The 17112-nt window shown below is 51.2% G+C and carries 12 protein-coding genes; 7 read left to right on the top strand and 5 right to left on the bottom strand.

Features of this window, described 5'->3' with window-relative positions:
* Positions 1-57: 57 nt before the first annotated feature.
* Both BUE76_RS15795 and ggt read right to left on the bottom strand, forming a co-directional pair.
* Complete coding sequence (locus tag BUE76_RS15795) at positions 58-471, bottom strand: hypothetical protein (RefSeq protein ID WP_073047803.1); 414 nt, start codon at positions 469-471, stop codon at positions 58-60.
* A 75-nt stretch (positions 472-546) separates the two neighbouring features.
* Positions 547-2250, bottom strand: a complete 1704-nt coding sequence (gene ggt / locus BUE76_RS15790; RefSeq protein ID WP_073047800.1) for a gamma-glutamyltransferase — start codon at positions 2248-2250, stop codon at positions 547-549.
* Between the two features lie 171 nt (positions 2251-2421).
* Here ggt and BUE76_RS15785 point away from each other — a divergent pair, with 171 nt between their 5' ends.
* The 6 genes from BUE76_RS15785 (at position 2422) to BUE76_RS15770 (ending at position 13583) form a co-directional block, all read left to right on the top strand.
* Positions 2422-4926, top strand: coding sequence for a M14 family metallopeptidase (locus BUE76_RS15785; protein ID WP_073047797.1), 2505 nt, complete (start codon positions 2422-2424; stop codon positions 4924-4926).
* Between the two features lie 296 nt (positions 4927-5222).
* Positions 5223-7715 (top strand): PIG-L family deacetylase, encoded by a 2493-nt coding sequence (locus BUE76_RS15780; RefSeq protein WP_073047793.1) that lies wholly within the window; start codon positions 5223-5225, stop codon positions 7713-7715.
* Positions 7716-7883 (top strand): hypothetical protein, encoded by a 168-nt coding sequence (locus tag BUE76_RS24530; RefSeq protein ID WP_158069985.1) that lies wholly within the window; start codon positions 7716-7718, stop codon positions 7881-7883.
* Positions 7884-8148: 265 nt separating this feature from the next.
* The gene (locus BUE76_RS25305) at positions 8149-8271 is read left to right on the top strand and encodes a hypothetical protein (RefSeq protein ID WP_262485779.1); all 123 of its coding nucleotides are present in this window, start codon (positions 8149-8151) and stop codon (positions 8269-8271) included.
* A complete protein-coding gene (locus BUE76_RS15775) occupies positions 8268-10016 on the top strand; it encodes a sodium:solute symporter (protein ID WP_073047790.1) in 1749 nt (582 codons plus the stop codon). Before BUE76_RS25305 ends, BUE76_RS15775 begins: the two co-directional genes overlap by 4 nt.
* Before the next feature lie 123 nt (positions 10017-10139).
* Positions 10140-13583, top strand: coding sequence for a ThuA domain-containing protein (locus BUE76_RS15770; RefSeq protein ID WP_245798424.1), 3444 nt, complete (start codon positions 10140-10142; stop codon positions 13581-13583).
* Between the two features lie 254 nt (positions 13584-13837).
* Here BUE76_RS15770 and BUE76_RS15765 read toward each other — a convergent pair whose 3' ends face one another.
* The 3 genes from BUE76_RS15765 to BUE76_RS15755 all read right to left on the bottom strand — a co-directional run bounded on the left by BUE76_RS15765 (position 13838) and on the right by BUE76_RS15755 (position 15931).
* Complete coding sequence (locus tag BUE76_RS15765) at positions 13838-14272, bottom strand: VOC family protein (protein ID WP_073047785.1); 435 nt, start codon at positions 14270-14272, stop codon at positions 13838-13840.
* Positions 14273-14340: 68 nt separating this feature from the next.
* On the bottom strand, positions 14341-15084 hold the full coding sequence (locus BUE76_RS15760) for a class I SAM-dependent methyltransferase (RefSeq protein WP_073047782.1): 744 nt from the start codon (positions 15082-15084) through the stop codon (positions 14341-14343).
* Positions 15085-15157: 73 nt separating this feature from the next.
* Positions 15158-15931, bottom strand: a complete 774-nt coding sequence (locus tag BUE76_RS15755; protein ID WP_073047779.1) for a 3-keto-disaccharide hydrolase — start codon at positions 15929-15931, stop codon at positions 15158-15160.
* Between the two features lie 124 nt (positions 15932-16055).
* Here BUE76_RS15755 and BUE76_RS15750 point away from each other — a divergent pair, with 124 nt between their 5' ends.
* Positions 16056-17090, top strand: a complete 1035-nt coding sequence (locus BUE76_RS15750; RefSeq protein WP_073047777.1) for a hypothetical protein — start codon at positions 16056-16058, stop codon at positions 17088-17090.
* Positions 17091-17112 lie beyond the last annotated feature (22 nt).

Genomic DNA, 17112 nt, shown 5'->3' with positions numbered 1-17112 from the left:
AGATTGCGCTAATGACTTTGTTAACCCTATAAAGGACTTGAAGCCCTGGGGCCAAACTCAGTTGATTGCGGCAGGTTTAGCCTTGGGTGCGCCCTTTGCAGCCCAAAAACTGAGCAGGGCCAGCACCAGGGTGAGTGGTGTGAAAACTACCTGCTCCCAACGGTTGGTGGAAAAGAGGTTGCCAAGGGTATTGAGGAGGAAGAGCCCCGCCATCAACCATAGTCCCACCTGTACCAGTACAGGCCGCAGGGCCAACCGCAACCAGTTGGCCCTTACTGCCGCTAGCATGACCATGAGCAGGTTGATGGCAATGGAAACTGTTTCAAAACGGAGCATTTCACTTTGTGTTTGCAGCCGGCCACCCCACACAATAGTGTAAGGGATGATGCCCGTTAGCACCAAAAGGTGAAAAGTAATTACGGGCAATAGGATAATCACTATTGCTTTGGCTGCTTTTATGGGAGGAACCATGTTGAGCTGCTTGTTGCTTTATTAAGTTCAGGTGTGTCAAGTGTATGAGTGAAATCATTCAACGCTCAATTACCCTTAGTATCCAGCCGCACTATCATCTCCCCGTCCATCAGCCACTGCTTCGAAGCTGCCGTTGGGCAATACCCGGATCACTTCGGTACGGCCAATGGCGCCCCTTTGCTTTAAGTTATACCCCATTTGTTCCAGGCGTTTCCGGGTGCTTTCGGGAAAGGAGGGCTCGGTAGCGATTTCATCGGGTAGCCACTGGTGGTGAAACTTAGGACCGTTAACGGCCTTGGCGGTTGGAAGTTTAAAATCGATGATGTCAATAATGGTTTGGTATACCGATGTGGGGATGGTTGTGCCGCCGGGTGTGCCCACTACCAGGAAGGGCTTGCCGCCTTTTAGTACCAATGTTGGCGTCATGCTCGAAAGCATTCTTTTGCCGGGTGCAATGGCATTGGCCTGGCCGCCCACGGCGCCATACATATTGGGTACACCGGGTTTGGCCGAAAAGTCATCCATCTCGTCGTTGAGCAGGAATCCGGCACCACCTACAAAGGTTTTGCTGCCGTAAGAGTTGTTGAGGGTGGTAGTAACCGCTACTGCATTGCCCCTGTCATCAATAATAGATATATGGGTCGTTTCCTCGCTTTCCTTTCTTACCACACCTGGTTTCACCTGGCTGCTTTTGCCTGCAACGCCCGCTACATAATCCTGCATCCGCATCTTTATATAGGCTTCGCTGGTCAACTGTTTTTCCGGTACCGCCACATGGTCGGGGTCGCCCATAAACTCCGCCCTGTCGGCATAGGCGCGGCGCTCCGCCTCTACCATCAGGTGGGTAGCCATGGGCGAAAGAAAGCCATAGGAGGGAAGGGGTTTGTTCTCCACCATCTTCAGCATCTGGTGCAACAGGATGCCACCGCTGCTGGGCAGGGGCATGGATACTACCTCGTGGCCTTTGTACATAAAACGGTGAGGTGTGCGCCATCTGGCCCTATAGCTTTTAAGGTCGTCGGGCGTAATAAGGCCTCCGCCTCTTTGCATTTCCGCAACAATCAGCGCGGCAGTCTTTCCTTCGTAAAAACCTTTTGCTCCTTCATCGCGGATACGCAACAGGGTAGCGCCCAACTCCGGCTGAAACAGGGTATCACCTGCTTGCCAGGGTTTGTCACGCATCAGGGCATTGGATTGAGTATTGTATTTTTTCAGGTCCTGCTGCAAGCCGTTAAGTGAAGCGGCTTCTCGCTGGCTGATGGTGAACCCTTTTACAGCAAGGTCGATGGCTGGCTGAATCAGGGTGCGGAAAGGCAGCTTTGCATAAGGCAATGTTTCGAACAAGCCGGCAACGGTACCCGGCACACCGCTCGACAGGTGGCCGTTGACGCTTTTGTCGCCATCCACATTTCCCTGCGCATCGAGGTACATATCGCGGTGCGCTTTAGCAGGGGCGGTTTCGCGGTAGTCGAGCGAAATGGTTTTGCCGTTCGCCAGCCGGGCCACCATAAAGCCGCCACCGCCCAGGTTGCCCGCATTGGGGTAAACAACAGCAAGTGCCAGCTGGGTGGCGATGGCAGCATCAAAGGCGTTGCCGCCTTTTTGCATGACCAGGAGGCCCGCCTGGCTGGCAAGCGGGTGTGCCGACACTACGGCACCCTTGCGGGCGCTTACTTCTTTTTGGATGCGGTACTGGTAAGGATTGATGGTGGTTTGCTGGGCAGCCAGGGGCAAACTTGCTGCCGCTGCCACGAGGACGGTAAATATTTTGTGCTTCATGAACGTAAAAGGATCGGGTAGCGAATGTAATCAGATATGGGGAGGCCGCAAGGGTGTATGCAGCCTTCCCCGCTTTAATAAATAACATCTTCTCCCCAATAGTTTTGATGCCCAACTAAAGTAGGTTATCCCTGCCCTGCCTTTTGTAATATTGCCGCACAAACTGTTCACATGACCAAACGTTTTTCGCCCTTATTTCTGCTGCTGCTGGTTGCCAACTGGTGTGCGGCCCAACTGCAAAGCCCGGAGCAGTTTCTGGGTTATAAGGTGGGCACACGCTATACCCCGCACTGGCGCATCGTGGAGTACTTCCGCCATGTGGCGGCGCAGAAGCCCGATATGATGAAGCTGCAGCCCTATGGACAAACCAATGAAGGCCGCCCCCTGATGGTGGCTTATGTGTCGATGCCGCAGCATATCAGCAACCTGGAAACCATTCGCACCAACAACTTACGTTTAGCAACAGCAGAAAGCGGGAGCACTGCCAATGCGCCGGTAATTACCTGGCTTTCCTATAATGTACACGGAAACGAAACCTCTTCTTCCGAGGCGGCCATGATGACCCTCTATGCCCTGGTAGACCCCAACAATGCCCGCACCAAAACCTGGCTCCAAAACTCGGTGGTTGTGCTCGATCCCTGCCTTAACCCCGATGGCCGCGACCGCTATGTGAACTGGTTCAACAGCGTGGTAGGCCGCCAGTACAATCCCGCACTGGAAGCCCGCGAACACCGCGAGCCCTGGCCCGGTGGTCGTAGCAACCACTACAACTTTGACCTCAACCGCGACTGGGCCTGGCAAACGCAGCTGGAAAGCCAGCAGCGCCTGAAGCTGTTCAACCAGTGGATGCCCCAGATCCATGTGGATTTCCACGAGCAGGGTGTCAACCAGCCTTATTATTTCGCACCGGCCGCACAGCCCTACCACGAAGTGATCACGCCCTGGCAGCGTTCTTTCCAGGAAACCATTGGCCGCAATCACGCCAGGTATTTTGATGAAAAAGGCTGGCTTTATTTTACCAAGGAAGTATTCGACCTGCTTTATCCTTCATATGGCGACAGCTATCCCATCTTCAACGGCTCCATTGGCATGACCTACGAGCAGGGTGGTGGCCCCGCCGGTGGCCTGGGTGTGCTTACCGATGAGGGTGATACCCTGACCCTGGTTGATCGTGCCCTGCACCATTTTACCACCGGGTTGAGCACCATCGAAGTGGGTTCGCAAAATGCCGGCCGCCTGTTGGGTGAGTTCCAGAGCTTTCACCGCAATGCCGCAACCAATGGCGTGGGTGCATACAAGTCTTACGTGGTAAAATACTCTGCCCAGGATGCCGGCCGCATCCAGGCTTTGCGCCAGCTGTTGGATAAAAATGGCATTCGTTATGGTATTGCCCGCAGTGCCAACCTGCGTGGTTTCAACTTCGACAATGGTAAGGAAGAGGCATTTGCCGCTACCGGCAGCGACCTGGTTATCCCTACCAACCAGGCAAAAGGTACCCTGGTAAATGTGCTGTTCGAGCCCCGCACCACCGTAGTTGATTCCAATACTTATGATATTACTGCCTGGTCCATGCCTTATGTATATGGGCTCAAAGCCTTCGCCAGCCGGACGCCGATAGCCTTTGATGCGGCACCAGCAGTGGCAACGGTAAACAACCCTGCCGCAGATCCTTACGCATATATCATACGGTGGAATGGTGTGGCCAGCGCCAAACTGGCGGGTCAGCTGATGCAACGCGGTATCCGCCTGCGCAGTGCGGGTAACCCCTTTACCATCGGCAACGAGCAGTTTGAGCGGGGTGCCATTGTAGTCATAAAAACCAGTAACCAGTACCAGCCTAACCTGTGGCAAACCGTGCGCAGCCTGGCAGATGCTGCCGGTGTGCAGCTAACCCCTGTAGCTACCGGTTTTGTAGATAAGGGCAATGATTTTGGTTCTTCCAAAGTGGTACCGCTCAAAAACCGCAGGGTAGCCCTGGTAACCGGTGAAGGCACTTCTTCGCTGGGTGCCGGTGAAATCTGGCATTTCTTCGATCAGGTGCTGGAATACCCCGTAACCCTGGTGAACCAGGCCGATCTTGCCCGCTTTAACTGGAAAGATTACGACGTGGTGATCCTGCCCGATGGCAATTATCGTTTCCTTTCTGACAAAGCCTCCGCCGAGCAACTGCGTACCTGGATTTCAGGTGGCGGCAACCTGGTGGCTTTGGAAGGAGCGGTAGCGCAACTGAGCCGGCTGGATTGGGCCATTAAGCTGAAAAAAGCGGACTCAACTGCAGATAAAGACCCATATACCTCGCTATCCCGTTTTGAAAGCAGGGAGCGCGATTATATCCAGAACATCACGCCCGGCTCCATTTATAAAGTGGACCTGGATAATACCCACCCGCTTGGTTTTGGTTATCCCAACTACTACTATACCCTTAAGCAGGATGATAATATTTACGAGTTCATCAAAGAAGATGGCTGGAATGTAGGCGTGATCAAAAAGGGCGGCCTGGTAAATGGCTTTGTAGGCAACAAACTGCAGAAGCGTTTACAGGATGGCCTGCTCTATGGTACCCAGGAGGTGGGTCGCGGTAACATTACCTACCTGGCCGACAACGTGCTGTTCCGCAGCTTCTGGGAAAACGGCAAGCTGATGTTTTGCAATGCGGTTTTCCAGGTAGGGCAGTAAGCACAGACCTTCAAAGTTTTTCATTCGGTAAACCTATAAGGTTTTAAAAACCTTATAGGTTTGTTCTAAAACCAGTTAAACCTTGAAGGTTTCCCAAACCTTCAAGGTTTTTTTATGCCCCCTGTTTTCACACACCTCACAGGTCTTTAAGACCTGTGAGGTGTGTCCCGAAAGCCTGTCAGGTGTATTCTAAAGACCTGTTGGGTTTACCCTATTTAGGACTTTTAACTTCCCTTCCCGTTTTGCTTCATTTCTTTTCCTTTTATTTGGCACTCTGAAACCCCACCGCCGGCTGAATGAAAAAAACGCTTGCTATTATTGGTCTTGCGCTGTGTTGCTTTGCCGCCAAAGCCCAGCAAACCGTCACTTCCGCAGATATTTTTTTAGGGCTGAAGAAGCTCAATGTACTGGGTTCGGTGCTGTACGTGGCCGCCCACCCCGACGATGAGAACACCCGCCTGCTTACCTGGCTGTCGAAAGACCGGCTGTACCGCACCGGCTACCTGTCGCTGACAAGGGGCGACGGTGGCCAGAACCTTATTGGTGATGAACAGGGAGTGGCATTGGGCATGATCCGTACCCAGGAACTGCTGGCTGCACGCCGCATCGATGGCGCCGAGCAGTTTTTCAGTCGCGCCTTTGATTTTGGTTTCTCCAAAAACCCACAGGAAACCTTTACCAAATGGGACCGCGAAACCATCCTGGCCGACGTTGTTTGGACCATCCGCCGCTTCCAGCCCGATGTGATCATTACCCGTTTTCCCACCACAGGCGAAGGTGGTCATGGGCACCACACGGCATCGGCCATCCTGGCCAATGAAGCCTTTAAGGCTGCTGCCGATCCCAAGCGTTTTCCCGATCAGTTAAAATGGGTACAGCCATGGCAGGCAAAACGCATCCTGTGGAATACTTTCAATTTTGGCGGCAACAATACCCAGCGCCCCGACCAGTTTACCATTGATGTTGGTGGCTTTAACCCCGTGCTGGGTAAAAGCTATGGCGAGATAGCTGCCGAAAGCCGCAGCCAGCACAAAAGCCAAGGTTTTGGCGTGCCGCGCAGCCGGGGCGCCGCAATGGAATACTTTGCCACAACCGGAGGTTCCGCGCCCACCAGCGATATTCTTGAAGGTGTTGAAACAGACTGGAAAAGGGTTGCAGGTGGTGCAGAAGTAGCTGCATTAATCAAGGCTGCCAGTACCAGCTTCGACTTTTTACAACCCCAAAAATCACTGCCGCAGCTGGCGGCTATTTACAAGGCCTTGGAAAAGCTGCCCGAAGGGTACTGGCGCAACCAGAAGATGGGCGAGGTTCGGCAACTGATGGCCTGGTGCAGTGGTTTGTTTATGGAAGCCACCACCTCCGTCCAAAACGCCGTGAAAGGTGATACGCTTCGGGTAGGCATCAACGTGATTAACCGCAACGATGCACCGGTGAAATGGAACCGCTTTTCACTGGCAGGAAGGGATACGCTGTTGAATACCGCCCTGCCCGCCAACCGCAATATTGGTTTTGTGCACCATGTGTATGTAGCTCCCGAACTGCCCAATACCCAACCTTATTGGCTGCGCGAAAAAATGCAGGAGGGCATGTTCACCATCCGCGACCAGCAGTTGATTGGACAGCCCGATATTACACCGGCTTTTACCGCCAGCTTCTCGCTCGACATTGCCGGAGTGCCCGTGCAATTCAATTTGCCGGTGCAATACAAGTACACCGATCCTGTAAAGGGCGAACTGCTGCAACCTGTATTTGTAATGCCGGCAGCAACCGTGTTCAGTACCCCCGACCTGATGATTTATCCCAAAGGTGCCGAACAGCCGAAGGCCATGCAGGTACAGCTTAATGCCAACCGAAGGCTACAGGCTTCGGCGGCAGTAGCCGTGCGCAGCTCCGACAAGGAAATAACGCAGCCTTACCAGCCATTGGCACTGGAAAAAAATGCGGCCCGTACTTTCAATTTCACCATCGATCCAAAGCAGGTTGAGGGTAGGGAGAGGGACGCACTGCAGGCTTTTGCCACCATTAAGGAAGGCAACAATGAACAGGAGGCCTACCTTTCTACTACCAGCATCAATTACGATCATATTCCCACCATCCGGTATTTCTACAACGATGATGTGAAAATGCTTCACTTTCCCTTAAAGACGGTAGGTAAACGCATTGGCTATATTACGGGTGCCGGCGATAAAGTGCCTGCTGCTTTGGAAGAGATGGGGTATGAAGTAGTGGTGTTGGATGAAAAAGGATTGCTGCGCAACAACCTGCAGCAATACGATGCCATCATTACGGGGGTGCGTGCTTATAATACCAACGATTGGCTACAGCCGCAGTACGAAAAACTGATGCAGTATGTGCAGGAAGGCGGCAACCTGATCGTGCAATATAATACCTCGTCGCAGGTAGGTCCGCTGAAAGCCAGGATCGCACCTTACCCATTCGACATTACCCGCAACCGGGTAACGGATGAAAATGCCGCAGTCAGCTTCCTGCTGCCCAACCATCCCGTGCTGAACTTTCCCAATAAGATCGGTGCCGATGATTTTAAAGGTTGGATACAGGAACGCAGTATTTACCACGGCACCAGCCCTGATCCTGCATTTGAAAAAGTGCTGGGCATGAGCGACCCCGGTGAAAGCAGCGACGGCGGCAGCCTGATGATTGCCAAATATGGTAAAGGCTTTTTCACCTATACAGGTTTGGTTTTTTTCCGCGAGTTGCCTGCAGGTGTTCCGGGTGCCTACCGCCTCATGGCCAACCTGATTGCGCTTAATAACAAGAAAGCATTTTAAATGGATGATAAGCGAAAGCCAGATAATAAGCGGGCGAATATCAGTTTTTTGTTCATCGTGCTGTTGGGATACCTGATCGGGTTTGCCATCAAGCGGGTGCAACTGGGATTGATACTGGGATTGGTGCTGGGGATACTGGCTTCGGGCTTACTGGCGAGGAGGCGGTAGGTTTTTCTCGCAAAGACGCAAAGGAGCAAAGCCAGCAAAAATGATTTTGCAATGGGTAAACTCTAAGAGATAAATAAAGGGAATTGCTCCGGAATAGCGTTCTGTAATCAGTTGAAGAAAGTATTCATATTGGTGTTTTCTAAAGAGCATTAAGAAATTATTGGGTGCAATTGAACTTTAGCTACTTCCTGTTCTTCCTCTTTTATCTAACTGTAAATAAAAGCCTTTGCGCCTTTCCTTACTTTGCGACTTTGCGTGAAATATTATGACCGAACCCAAAGAACACATACCGCTCTTTAAATCCTGGAAAGGATGGTACCTCCTAGTAATTGCTTTCCTGGCCCTGCTCATTGGCATCTTCTACTGGCTCACTAAATATTTTGCATGAACGGGATCGACTGGCTGGTATTATCCGTAACCCTCGCAGGAATTATATTGTACGGCCTGCTGAAAAGCCGCACCAGCCGCAACCTGGAAGGGTATTTTCTTTCCAACCGCAGCATGCCGTGGTGGATTGTACTGCTGTCCATCATGGGCACCCAAGCGTCGGCCGTTACCTTTCTTTCTGCTCCCGGGCAGGCCTTTGCCGATGGCATGCGGTTCGTGCAATACTATTTTGGTTTGCCTTTGGCCATGGTGGTGATTTGTATCACCTTTGTACCCCTCTTCAACCGGCTTAAAGTATTTACTGCCTACGAGTTCCTGGAGCAGCGTTTTGATAAAAAGACCAGGCTGTTAACATCCTTTCTCTTTCTCCTGCAGCGTGCCTTATCTACTGGCATCAGCATCTATGCACCGGCGCTTATTCTCTCTTCACTTTTTGGTTGGGAGATTTTTTATACCAATATCGTGATGGGTGGCCTGCTCATTATCTACACTGTTAGTGGTGGCGCAAGGGCCGTGGCTTATACGCAGCAGATACAATTCCTGATCATCTTTGGCGCCATGTTTCTTGCGGGGTACATGGTGGTGCACCTGCTGCCTTCCGGAATTGGCTTTGTGGATGCCCTGCATATTGGCGGCAAGCTGGGTAAGTTCAATATCATTACTACTGGTGTTGAAGACGGCAAGTTCAACTGGAACGACCGGTACAACATTTGGAGCGGCATCATTGGTGGCTTCTTCCTGGCATTGTCTTATTTCGGTACCGACCAAAGCCAGGTAGGGCGTTACCTCACTGCCCAGAACAATACCGAAAGCAGACTTGGGTTGCTGCTGAACGGCATTGTAAAAATTCCAATGCAGTTTTTTATCCTGCTCATAGGCGTACTGATCTTTTCGTTTTACCAATTCAACGGCGGGCCAATCTCTTTCAATAGCGGTTTGGTGGAAGATGTGCGCAATTCAACCTATGCCGATTCCCTCTCCCGGTTGGAGCAGCAATACAAAACCATTTCGGGGCAAAAAGAGCAGGCAGCCATTGCGTTTGCACAGGCGGTGAAGTCGGGGAAAGCAGTGGAGGAAGCACAACTCGCTACCCAGCTTTCTGCCCTCAATCAACAGTCCACTGAGGTGCGGGATGCTTTTAAAGCTTTAGGAAAAAAAGCCAGCAGCCGTGATACCAATGATACCAATTATGTCTTCCTCTCTTTTGTAAAAGAATACCTGCCGGCAGGATTACGCGGCTTGTTAGTAGCGATCATTTTCCTTGCGGCATGGGGCTCAATAGCCGCTGCACTCAACTCGCTGGCGGCATCCACTGTTTGCGATTTTCACCAGCAGTTTACCGGTGCCAAAACACCGGAGCAGGAGTACCAGGTGTCTAGGTGGTACACCTTTGGCTGGGGTGTGTTTTGCGTGCTCGTAGCCGAATTTGCCAACCAGCTTGGGCAAAGCCTCATAGAGGCGGTGAATGTATTGGGTTCGCTTTTTTACGGGGTGATACTCGGTATTTTCCTCCTTGCTTTTTACTGTAAAAGAGTAGGAGGTAAGGCAGCATTCTGGTCGGCGGTGGTCGTTGAATTGTTCATCGTTGTTTTATTCTTCAATGAGCAGGTTTCCCTATTTAGCTTCTTGCCTGATGTAAGCTTTTTATGGCTTAATGCCATCGGCGCACTTGGCGTGGTGCTGCTAGGATTATTACTGCAGGGTGTGCAGGGTAAATTTGTGCAAAAGCAAGCAACTGTTGTTTAAGTTTTTGCAGGTGTAAAGGGTTTTCTTTGTGCCAGAACGACACAAAGCTTTTTGCGCTTGTATTTTACTGCGCTCAATGGCTTATATTCACGTGCCTTTTAGATGCCATATAAACGTAACACCGTGAAACGAAAGCCCTCGCTCCGCATTTTTGTATTGTTTCTTTTTGCTGCCTCGCTCTTATTTGCTGCCTGTAACAAACGTTCGGGCAAGCCTCGTGTGTTGGTATTCAGTAAAACTAATGGCTGGCAGCACGAGTCCATTCCTGCTGGTGTAGCCGCCATGCAAAAGCTGGGTACCCAGGATGGTTTTGAGGTAGACACTACTACCAACGCAGCATACTTCACCGAAGATTCACTCAAGAAGTATGCAGCCGTTGTTTTTCTGAGCACAACAGGTGATGTGTTGAACAATTACCAGGAAGCCGAATTTGAACGCTTCATCCAGTCGGGTGGTGGTTTTGTAGGTATCCACGCAGCTGCCGATACCGAGTACGACTGGGGCTGGTACGGCCGGTTGGTGGGTGGTTATTTTGAAACCCATCCCGGTATCCGCGACAGCTTTCCCAACGTGCAGCCCGGAAGTTTTGCTGTGGTGCAAAAAGACGGTCCCGGTATGAAAGACATGCCCGCCAAGTTTAACCACACCGATGAATTTTATTCTTTTAAAAAGATGGACAGCACCGTTAACGTGCTGCTCACCGTGGATGAAGCTTCCTTTAAGGGTGGCTATATGAACGGCAACCACCCCATGGCATGGTACCATGACTATGACGGTGGCCGTGCCTGGTATACCAACCTGGGTCATACCAACGAGTCTTTTAGCGATCCGGTAGTGCTGAAGCATATTTCAGGTGGCATCAAATACGCTGTTGGCGACAATAAGGAACTCAACTTCGATAAGGCACGCACCGCCAAGGTACCCGAAGAAGAGCGCTTCAACAAAACGATGCTTGCCGGTGGCCAGTTTTATGAGCCTACGGAAATGACCGTGTTGCCCAACCTTGACATCCTGGTAGCCCAGCGCCGTGGTGAGATCCTTTTGTATAAAAATGGTGATTCCGCCATGAAGCAGGCAGGCTTCCTGAATGTGTATTTTAAAACCCTTAATACGCCAGGAGTAAATGCCGAAGAAGGCGTGCTGGGTTTGAAAGCGGATCCCAATTTCAGCAAGAACAACTACGTATACATTTATTATTCGCCTGCCGATACTTCGGTGAACCGCCTGTCGCGGTTTAAGTTTGTTAACGACAAACTGGATATGCAATCCGAGCAGGTTGTTTTGCAGTTGTATTCGCAACGCGAAATCTGCTGTCATACCGGCGGCTCCATTGCTTTTGATAACGAAGGTTTGCTGTACCTCTCTACCGGCGATAACTCAACACCCTTTGATGAAAAAGGACAGCAATATGTGAACCATGGCTATGCGCCTTTGAATGATGCTCCGGGCCACGAGCAGTACGATGCCCGCCGCACATCGGGTAATGCCAATGACTTGCGCGGTAAAATTTTGCGCATCCGTGTCAAGGAAGACGGATCGTATGAAATTCCTGAAGGCAACCTCTATCCTAAGGGCACTGCCGGCACCCGCCCCGAAATCTATGTACAAGGCAACCGGAACCCCTACCGCATTTCGGTAGACCAGAAGAACGGTTTCCTGTATTGGGGTGAAGTAGGCCCAGATGCAGCCGCAGATAGTTTGGATACCCGAGGTCCGCGTGGTTACGACGAACTGAACCAGGCACGCAAGGCAGGCTTCTTTGGCTGGCCCCTTTTTGTAGGAAACAACTATCCTTACCACGAGTACAATTACGAAACAGGTGCCACGGGTGCTGCTTTTGATCCCAATAAACCGATTAACAATTCGCGCAACAACACCGGTATCAAGGAACTGCCCCCTGTAGCGCCGCCTTTCATCTGGTACCCATATGCTGCCTCCAAGGAGTTTCCGCAGGTTGCCACTGGCGGCCGCAATGCCATGGCTGGGCCAGTGTATTATACCAGCATGTTCCCCAAAGAAACCCGTCTGCCTGATTACTACGATGGCAAGCTCTTGATCTACGACTGGATCCGCGGCTGGATCAAAGCGGTAACCATGAAGGAGAATGGCGATTTTGACAAAATGGAACCTTTTATGGGTAACACCAAGTTCAATGCACTCATTGACATGGAAGTGGGTCCCGATGGTAAACTGTACCTGTTGGAGTATGGAAGTGGTTGGTTTAGCAAGAATCCCGATGCTGCCCTTTCACGCATCGACTATAACAGCGGCAATCTGGCACCCAAAGTAGCCGGTATCAAAGTGGACCGCACATCGGGAGCGCTGCCGTTGAAAGTAGTGGCTACCGTTGATGCCAAAGACCCCGAGCAAAAAGAACTGAAATACATCTGGAATCTCGGCAATGGCCAGACCAAAGAAACCAGCGAGCCCCGCCTGGAGCACAACTTCGACAAGGCAGGAGAGTACGCCCTGAGTGTAACCGTGCAGGACAAGGATGGCTCCAAAACCCAGAGTGAAACCGTTCCTGTTTTTGCCGGCAATGCCGCACCGGATATCAACGTAACAGTTACTGGCAATAAGACCTTTTACTTCCCCGGCAAGCCGGTGGCATATGCAGTTACCTATACTGATAAGGAAGACGGCAGCCAGGCTGCACCCGATGCCTTGCTTGTTTCGGCCGACTATGTAGAAGGCACCGATAAGGCTGGCGCCAACATGGGCCATCAGGTGCTCACCGAAGCTATGATGGGTAAGAACCTGGTGCAGTCGCTGGATTGTAAAGCCTGCCACAAGCTGGAAGAAAAATCTGTAGGTCCTGCCTATACAGCGGTATCGCAGAAATACCAAAAAGATGGCGGCGCCGTAAACCACCTGGTAAATAAAATTATCAGGGGCGGCGCAGGTGTATGGGGCGAAACGGCGATGCCGGCGCACCCCAACCTGAAGCCAACTGATGCAAGGCAAATTGTTGCCTATATCCTCTCTCTTTCCGGTGGTAGTGCCCTGAACAAATCACTGCCTGCAAATGGCACGGTACCTGCCACCCTGGGCAAGCCTGCCAAAGACAATGGCATGCTGGTGATCTCTGCATCTTATACCGATAAGGGTAGCAATGGCATCAGGCCTTTGGAAAGTCATAGCGGCATTGCGCTGCGCAGCAATACGGTTGGTATGGGTGCGGTAGCCAAAACCCAGGGCTTTAACCTGATGGACAATGGCGGCAACCAGTTGCTCATCTTCCCCAAGGGCAGTGGTTGGTTTGCATTCAACAATATCGACCTGTCGGGTATCGGCAGCCTGGACATTAACCTGAACTGGGGCAAGGCGCCGCTCTATGGCTATGCTTTCGAAGTAAGGCTGGATGCACCTGATGGTAAGCAGATTGGTAGCGGTGCCCTTGCCGGCGGACTGCCCACCAGTGCCACTGGTGGTGGCGCCGGTATCAAGGTAGATATTCAACCTGTTACCGACAACAAGATGCATACCCTGTATATTGTTGCCCGCTCCGCCAAAGCCGGCGAACGGCACGAACCTGCGGTAACAAGTATCCGGTTTAATCCCCGGTAACTGATACCATAAAAAAGAAAGCCGCATCAAAGGATGCGGCTTTCTTTTTTTATTTGCCAGTGATTGCTGGTTTGGACGAAAGGATTAGAAAAATGCAACTAATACTCTTTTCAATTAAGTAGTTCGGTTTGCACGTTAGGCGATTGTCATGCTGAACTTATTTCGGCATGACTTATTCCCCTATTGCTGAACTACCCATTTGAAAATGGTATAATGCGCATAACCTTCACCTAAGCCTTATCCTAACACTTTTCCTAAGTCCCCGCTTCTATAGCTTCCCGCTCTTCCTGTGGCAACGCCGATTCGTCCATAAACATGACTTCCCATTGGTGCCCGTCTAGGTCGGCGAAGCTATGGCCGTACATCCAGCCATGATCCTGGGGTTCAGCATATATAGTGCCGCCGGCCTCTGCTGCCTGCTGCACCATGGTGTCTACGGCTTCGCGGCTGGGTGCATCCAATGCCAGGAGTACTTCGGTGGTTTGTTTGGCATCGGCAATAGGTTTTTTGGTAAAATCCTTGAAACGTTCTTCTGTGAGCAACATGGCAAAAATGTTTTCGCCAATCAACATACAGGTAGCCGTTTCATCGGTAAACTGTGGGTTAAAGGAAAAGCCAAGACTGGTAAAAAACTGAATGGAAGCCTGCAGGTCTTTTACCGGCAGGTTGACAAAAATTCTGGTTGCCATGTTTATGGGTTTTGATGAAGATAGGCCTGGCGCCGGTCGTGTGCAAATTCAAAATGGCAGCCTTTACTTTATAGTCCGTCAATAACACCTAGCCTGCCTATCAGGGGAAAGGAAATGGTTGCTGTTGCTCCAGGCCCCCAAGCCTTGCTGAAATCCGCTTTCATTATAGTTACCGGGTCTGTGCCGTTTACTTTTTGGTATTGCTTTACTGCCGACCAGGTACGGAGGTAATCCAACAGGTGCTGCAAATTCCATTGGTAAAGATTAGGGAACTGGGGCAGGGTTAACTCGGTAAACGGAAAGGGGATGCTCTTATAACCTTCGTCAATCAGGCGCCGTTCATGCGCCCAATAAGGACCTAATACCTGTGTGTACAATTGTTTGATCAAGGCATCGATGTTTTCGTTTACCTGCAGTAAACCATAACCTAAAACCAGCAGTCTAGCTCCTGGCCGGGCAACCCGGTTTACTTCGGTAAAAAAGGCAGTTAAGTCAAACCAATGTATGGCTTGTGCAACAGTAACCAGGTCAATAGAAAGATCTTGGATGTTGGTATGTTCGGCAGGTTGTTGGCTGTAAGTGATGTTGGCAACTTTCGGCGCCTGCGCCAGTTGTTCACTGCTGATGTCGGTGGCAAAAACCTGTTCAAAATGGGGTGCCAGCAGGGTGGCCACCTGCCCGTTACCGGTGCCGCAATCCCATGCAGTTTTTTGTGCAGGTAAACTATCCGCTAACCATTGAAACAGTTCGGGTGGGTAGCCGGGTCTGTATTGTGCATACTGTGCTGAGTGGCCCGAAAACAGGTCTTTCATGACATGCGTTTTCAACAAGATATTAAAACAAAACCCGCAACAAGGTCGCGGGTTTTGCAAGTAGCACCAAATATTAAATAGGCCTGATCCAGATATTGCGGTAGGAGATAGGCTCGCTGGGATCACCATGGTCCTGCAGCTTGATGGGCGCAGCACCGTGTGCTTTCCTGTACGAAGCCTTACCAATATATTGGGTTGGACCTTGCAATATGGTGTGGTTTTGCACCAGCACGCCGTTCAGGAAAACGGTAACCATTGCCGGTGTTTCCAGGCTGCCATCAGCTTTAAAGCGGGGCGCTTTCCAGGCAATATCATACAGGTTCCACTCACCGGGTGCCTTGGTAGGATTGGCAAGGGGAGCTGTTTGTTTGTAAATAGAACCGGCCTGGCCGTTTACATAAGTTTCATTTTGGTAAGAGTCCAGTATCTGCAGTTCATAACCATCATCGCCGGGGCCGATGCTGGCAAGGAACAAACCGCTATTGCCGCGGCCCTGTCCTTTACCGGTAATGTTTTTGGGAATACGGAACTCCAGGTGCAACTGGTAGTCGCCAAAAGCCTGTTTGGTGCGGATATTTCCCGTGCCTTTTTTAACGGTAAACACATCGCCGTTAACGGTCCACTGTGCAGGTTGGGTACTGTCTTTTACCGACAGCCACTGGTTGAGGTTATCGCCATCAAATAAAACGATGGCATCTGCGGGAGCCTGACCAGAGCTTTTGGTAACTACTGTTTTGGGCACTGGTTTCCACTGTTCGGTGTCTTCTGGTTTCTGGGCAAATGCATGGTTGGTGCCACCGGCAAGAAGGGTGGCCAGGAAAAGGGTGGGCAAAGCTTTGCAGTTCATGTGCACGCAATGATTTTATATGGTTAATTAAATCGTGGCGGAAGATAAGGATATTCGCATTCTGCCGACCTGCCTGTTGCAGGGCTGGCTTTCTTTTTGCACCCTACGAAATAGCTAAGTACACATGAACAACACAATACTGAATTGTTTGCCCCTTGCCGCATTGTTGATATCGGGAGGCTGCCGCGATGCCTCGCAGGCACAGGAAAGCGGGATTGCACAAGCTGAGCGGAAAGAGGCGGTTGCCTCAAAGCCCAAACCTGTAGCAGAACCCAAGTTGGATACCGTGCGTTACAACCGTTTGATGCAGCACATCCATGCCGGAGACACAACGGGCCGCTGGCCGGTAAAACACGACTATCCCAAGGCCGGCGCCGTGCTGCCTTTCAATAGGGTCGTGAGCTATTATGGCAATTTATACTCTACCCGTATGGGAGCGCTTGGTGAGTTTCCCAAAGCGGAAATGCTGCGTCGCCTTCAGGCTGAAGTGAAAAAATGGACGGCTGCCGATAGCACCATTCCTGCAGTACCTGCCCTGCATTATATCGCCATAACGGCGCAAAGCGAACCCGGCAAAGGTGGCAACTACCGGCTGCGGATGCCCCACCACCAGATAGATACAGTACTCAACTGGGCCAAAGAAATCAATGCCCTTGTATTCATCGATATCCAGGTGGGCCTGAGCTCCCTCCAACAGGAAGTGCCTGAGTTTGAAAAATACCTGTCCCTGCCCAACGTGCATTTTGGGATTGATCCCGAGTTTTCAATGAAAGGCGGCCAGCGGCCCGGCGCTGTTGTAGGCACCTATGATGCCGCCGACATCAACTATGTTTCCGATTACCTGGCGGGCTTGGTAAAAAAGCACAATCTGCCGCCTAAAATGCTGGTGGTGCACCGGTTTACACAGGGCATGGTTACCAACTACAAGCAAATTAAACTCCGTCCCGAGGTGCAGGTGGTGATGGATATGGATGGCTGGGGTGGTGCCGCAAAGAAGGTGAACACCTACAAGCAATTCATCTACCGCGAGCCTGTGCAGTTTACCGGCTTCAAAATTTTCTATAAAAATGACACACAGAAATCAGGCGCCGCCAAAGAAATGCAGCCTGCCGATGTGCTGAAGCTGGTGCCAAGGCCGGTGTATATACAGTATCAGTGATTAGTGATTAGTGATTAGTGAT

The sequence above is a fragment of the Cnuella takakiae genome (assembly GCF_001953305.1).
Taxonomy (GTDB): domain Bacteria; phylum Bacteroidota; class Bacteroidia; order Chitinophagales; family Chitinophagaceae; genus Flavisolibacter; species Flavisolibacter takakiae.
Note: the sequence above shows the minus strand (reverse complement) of the source record. Positions and strands in the feature narration are given on the sequence as shown.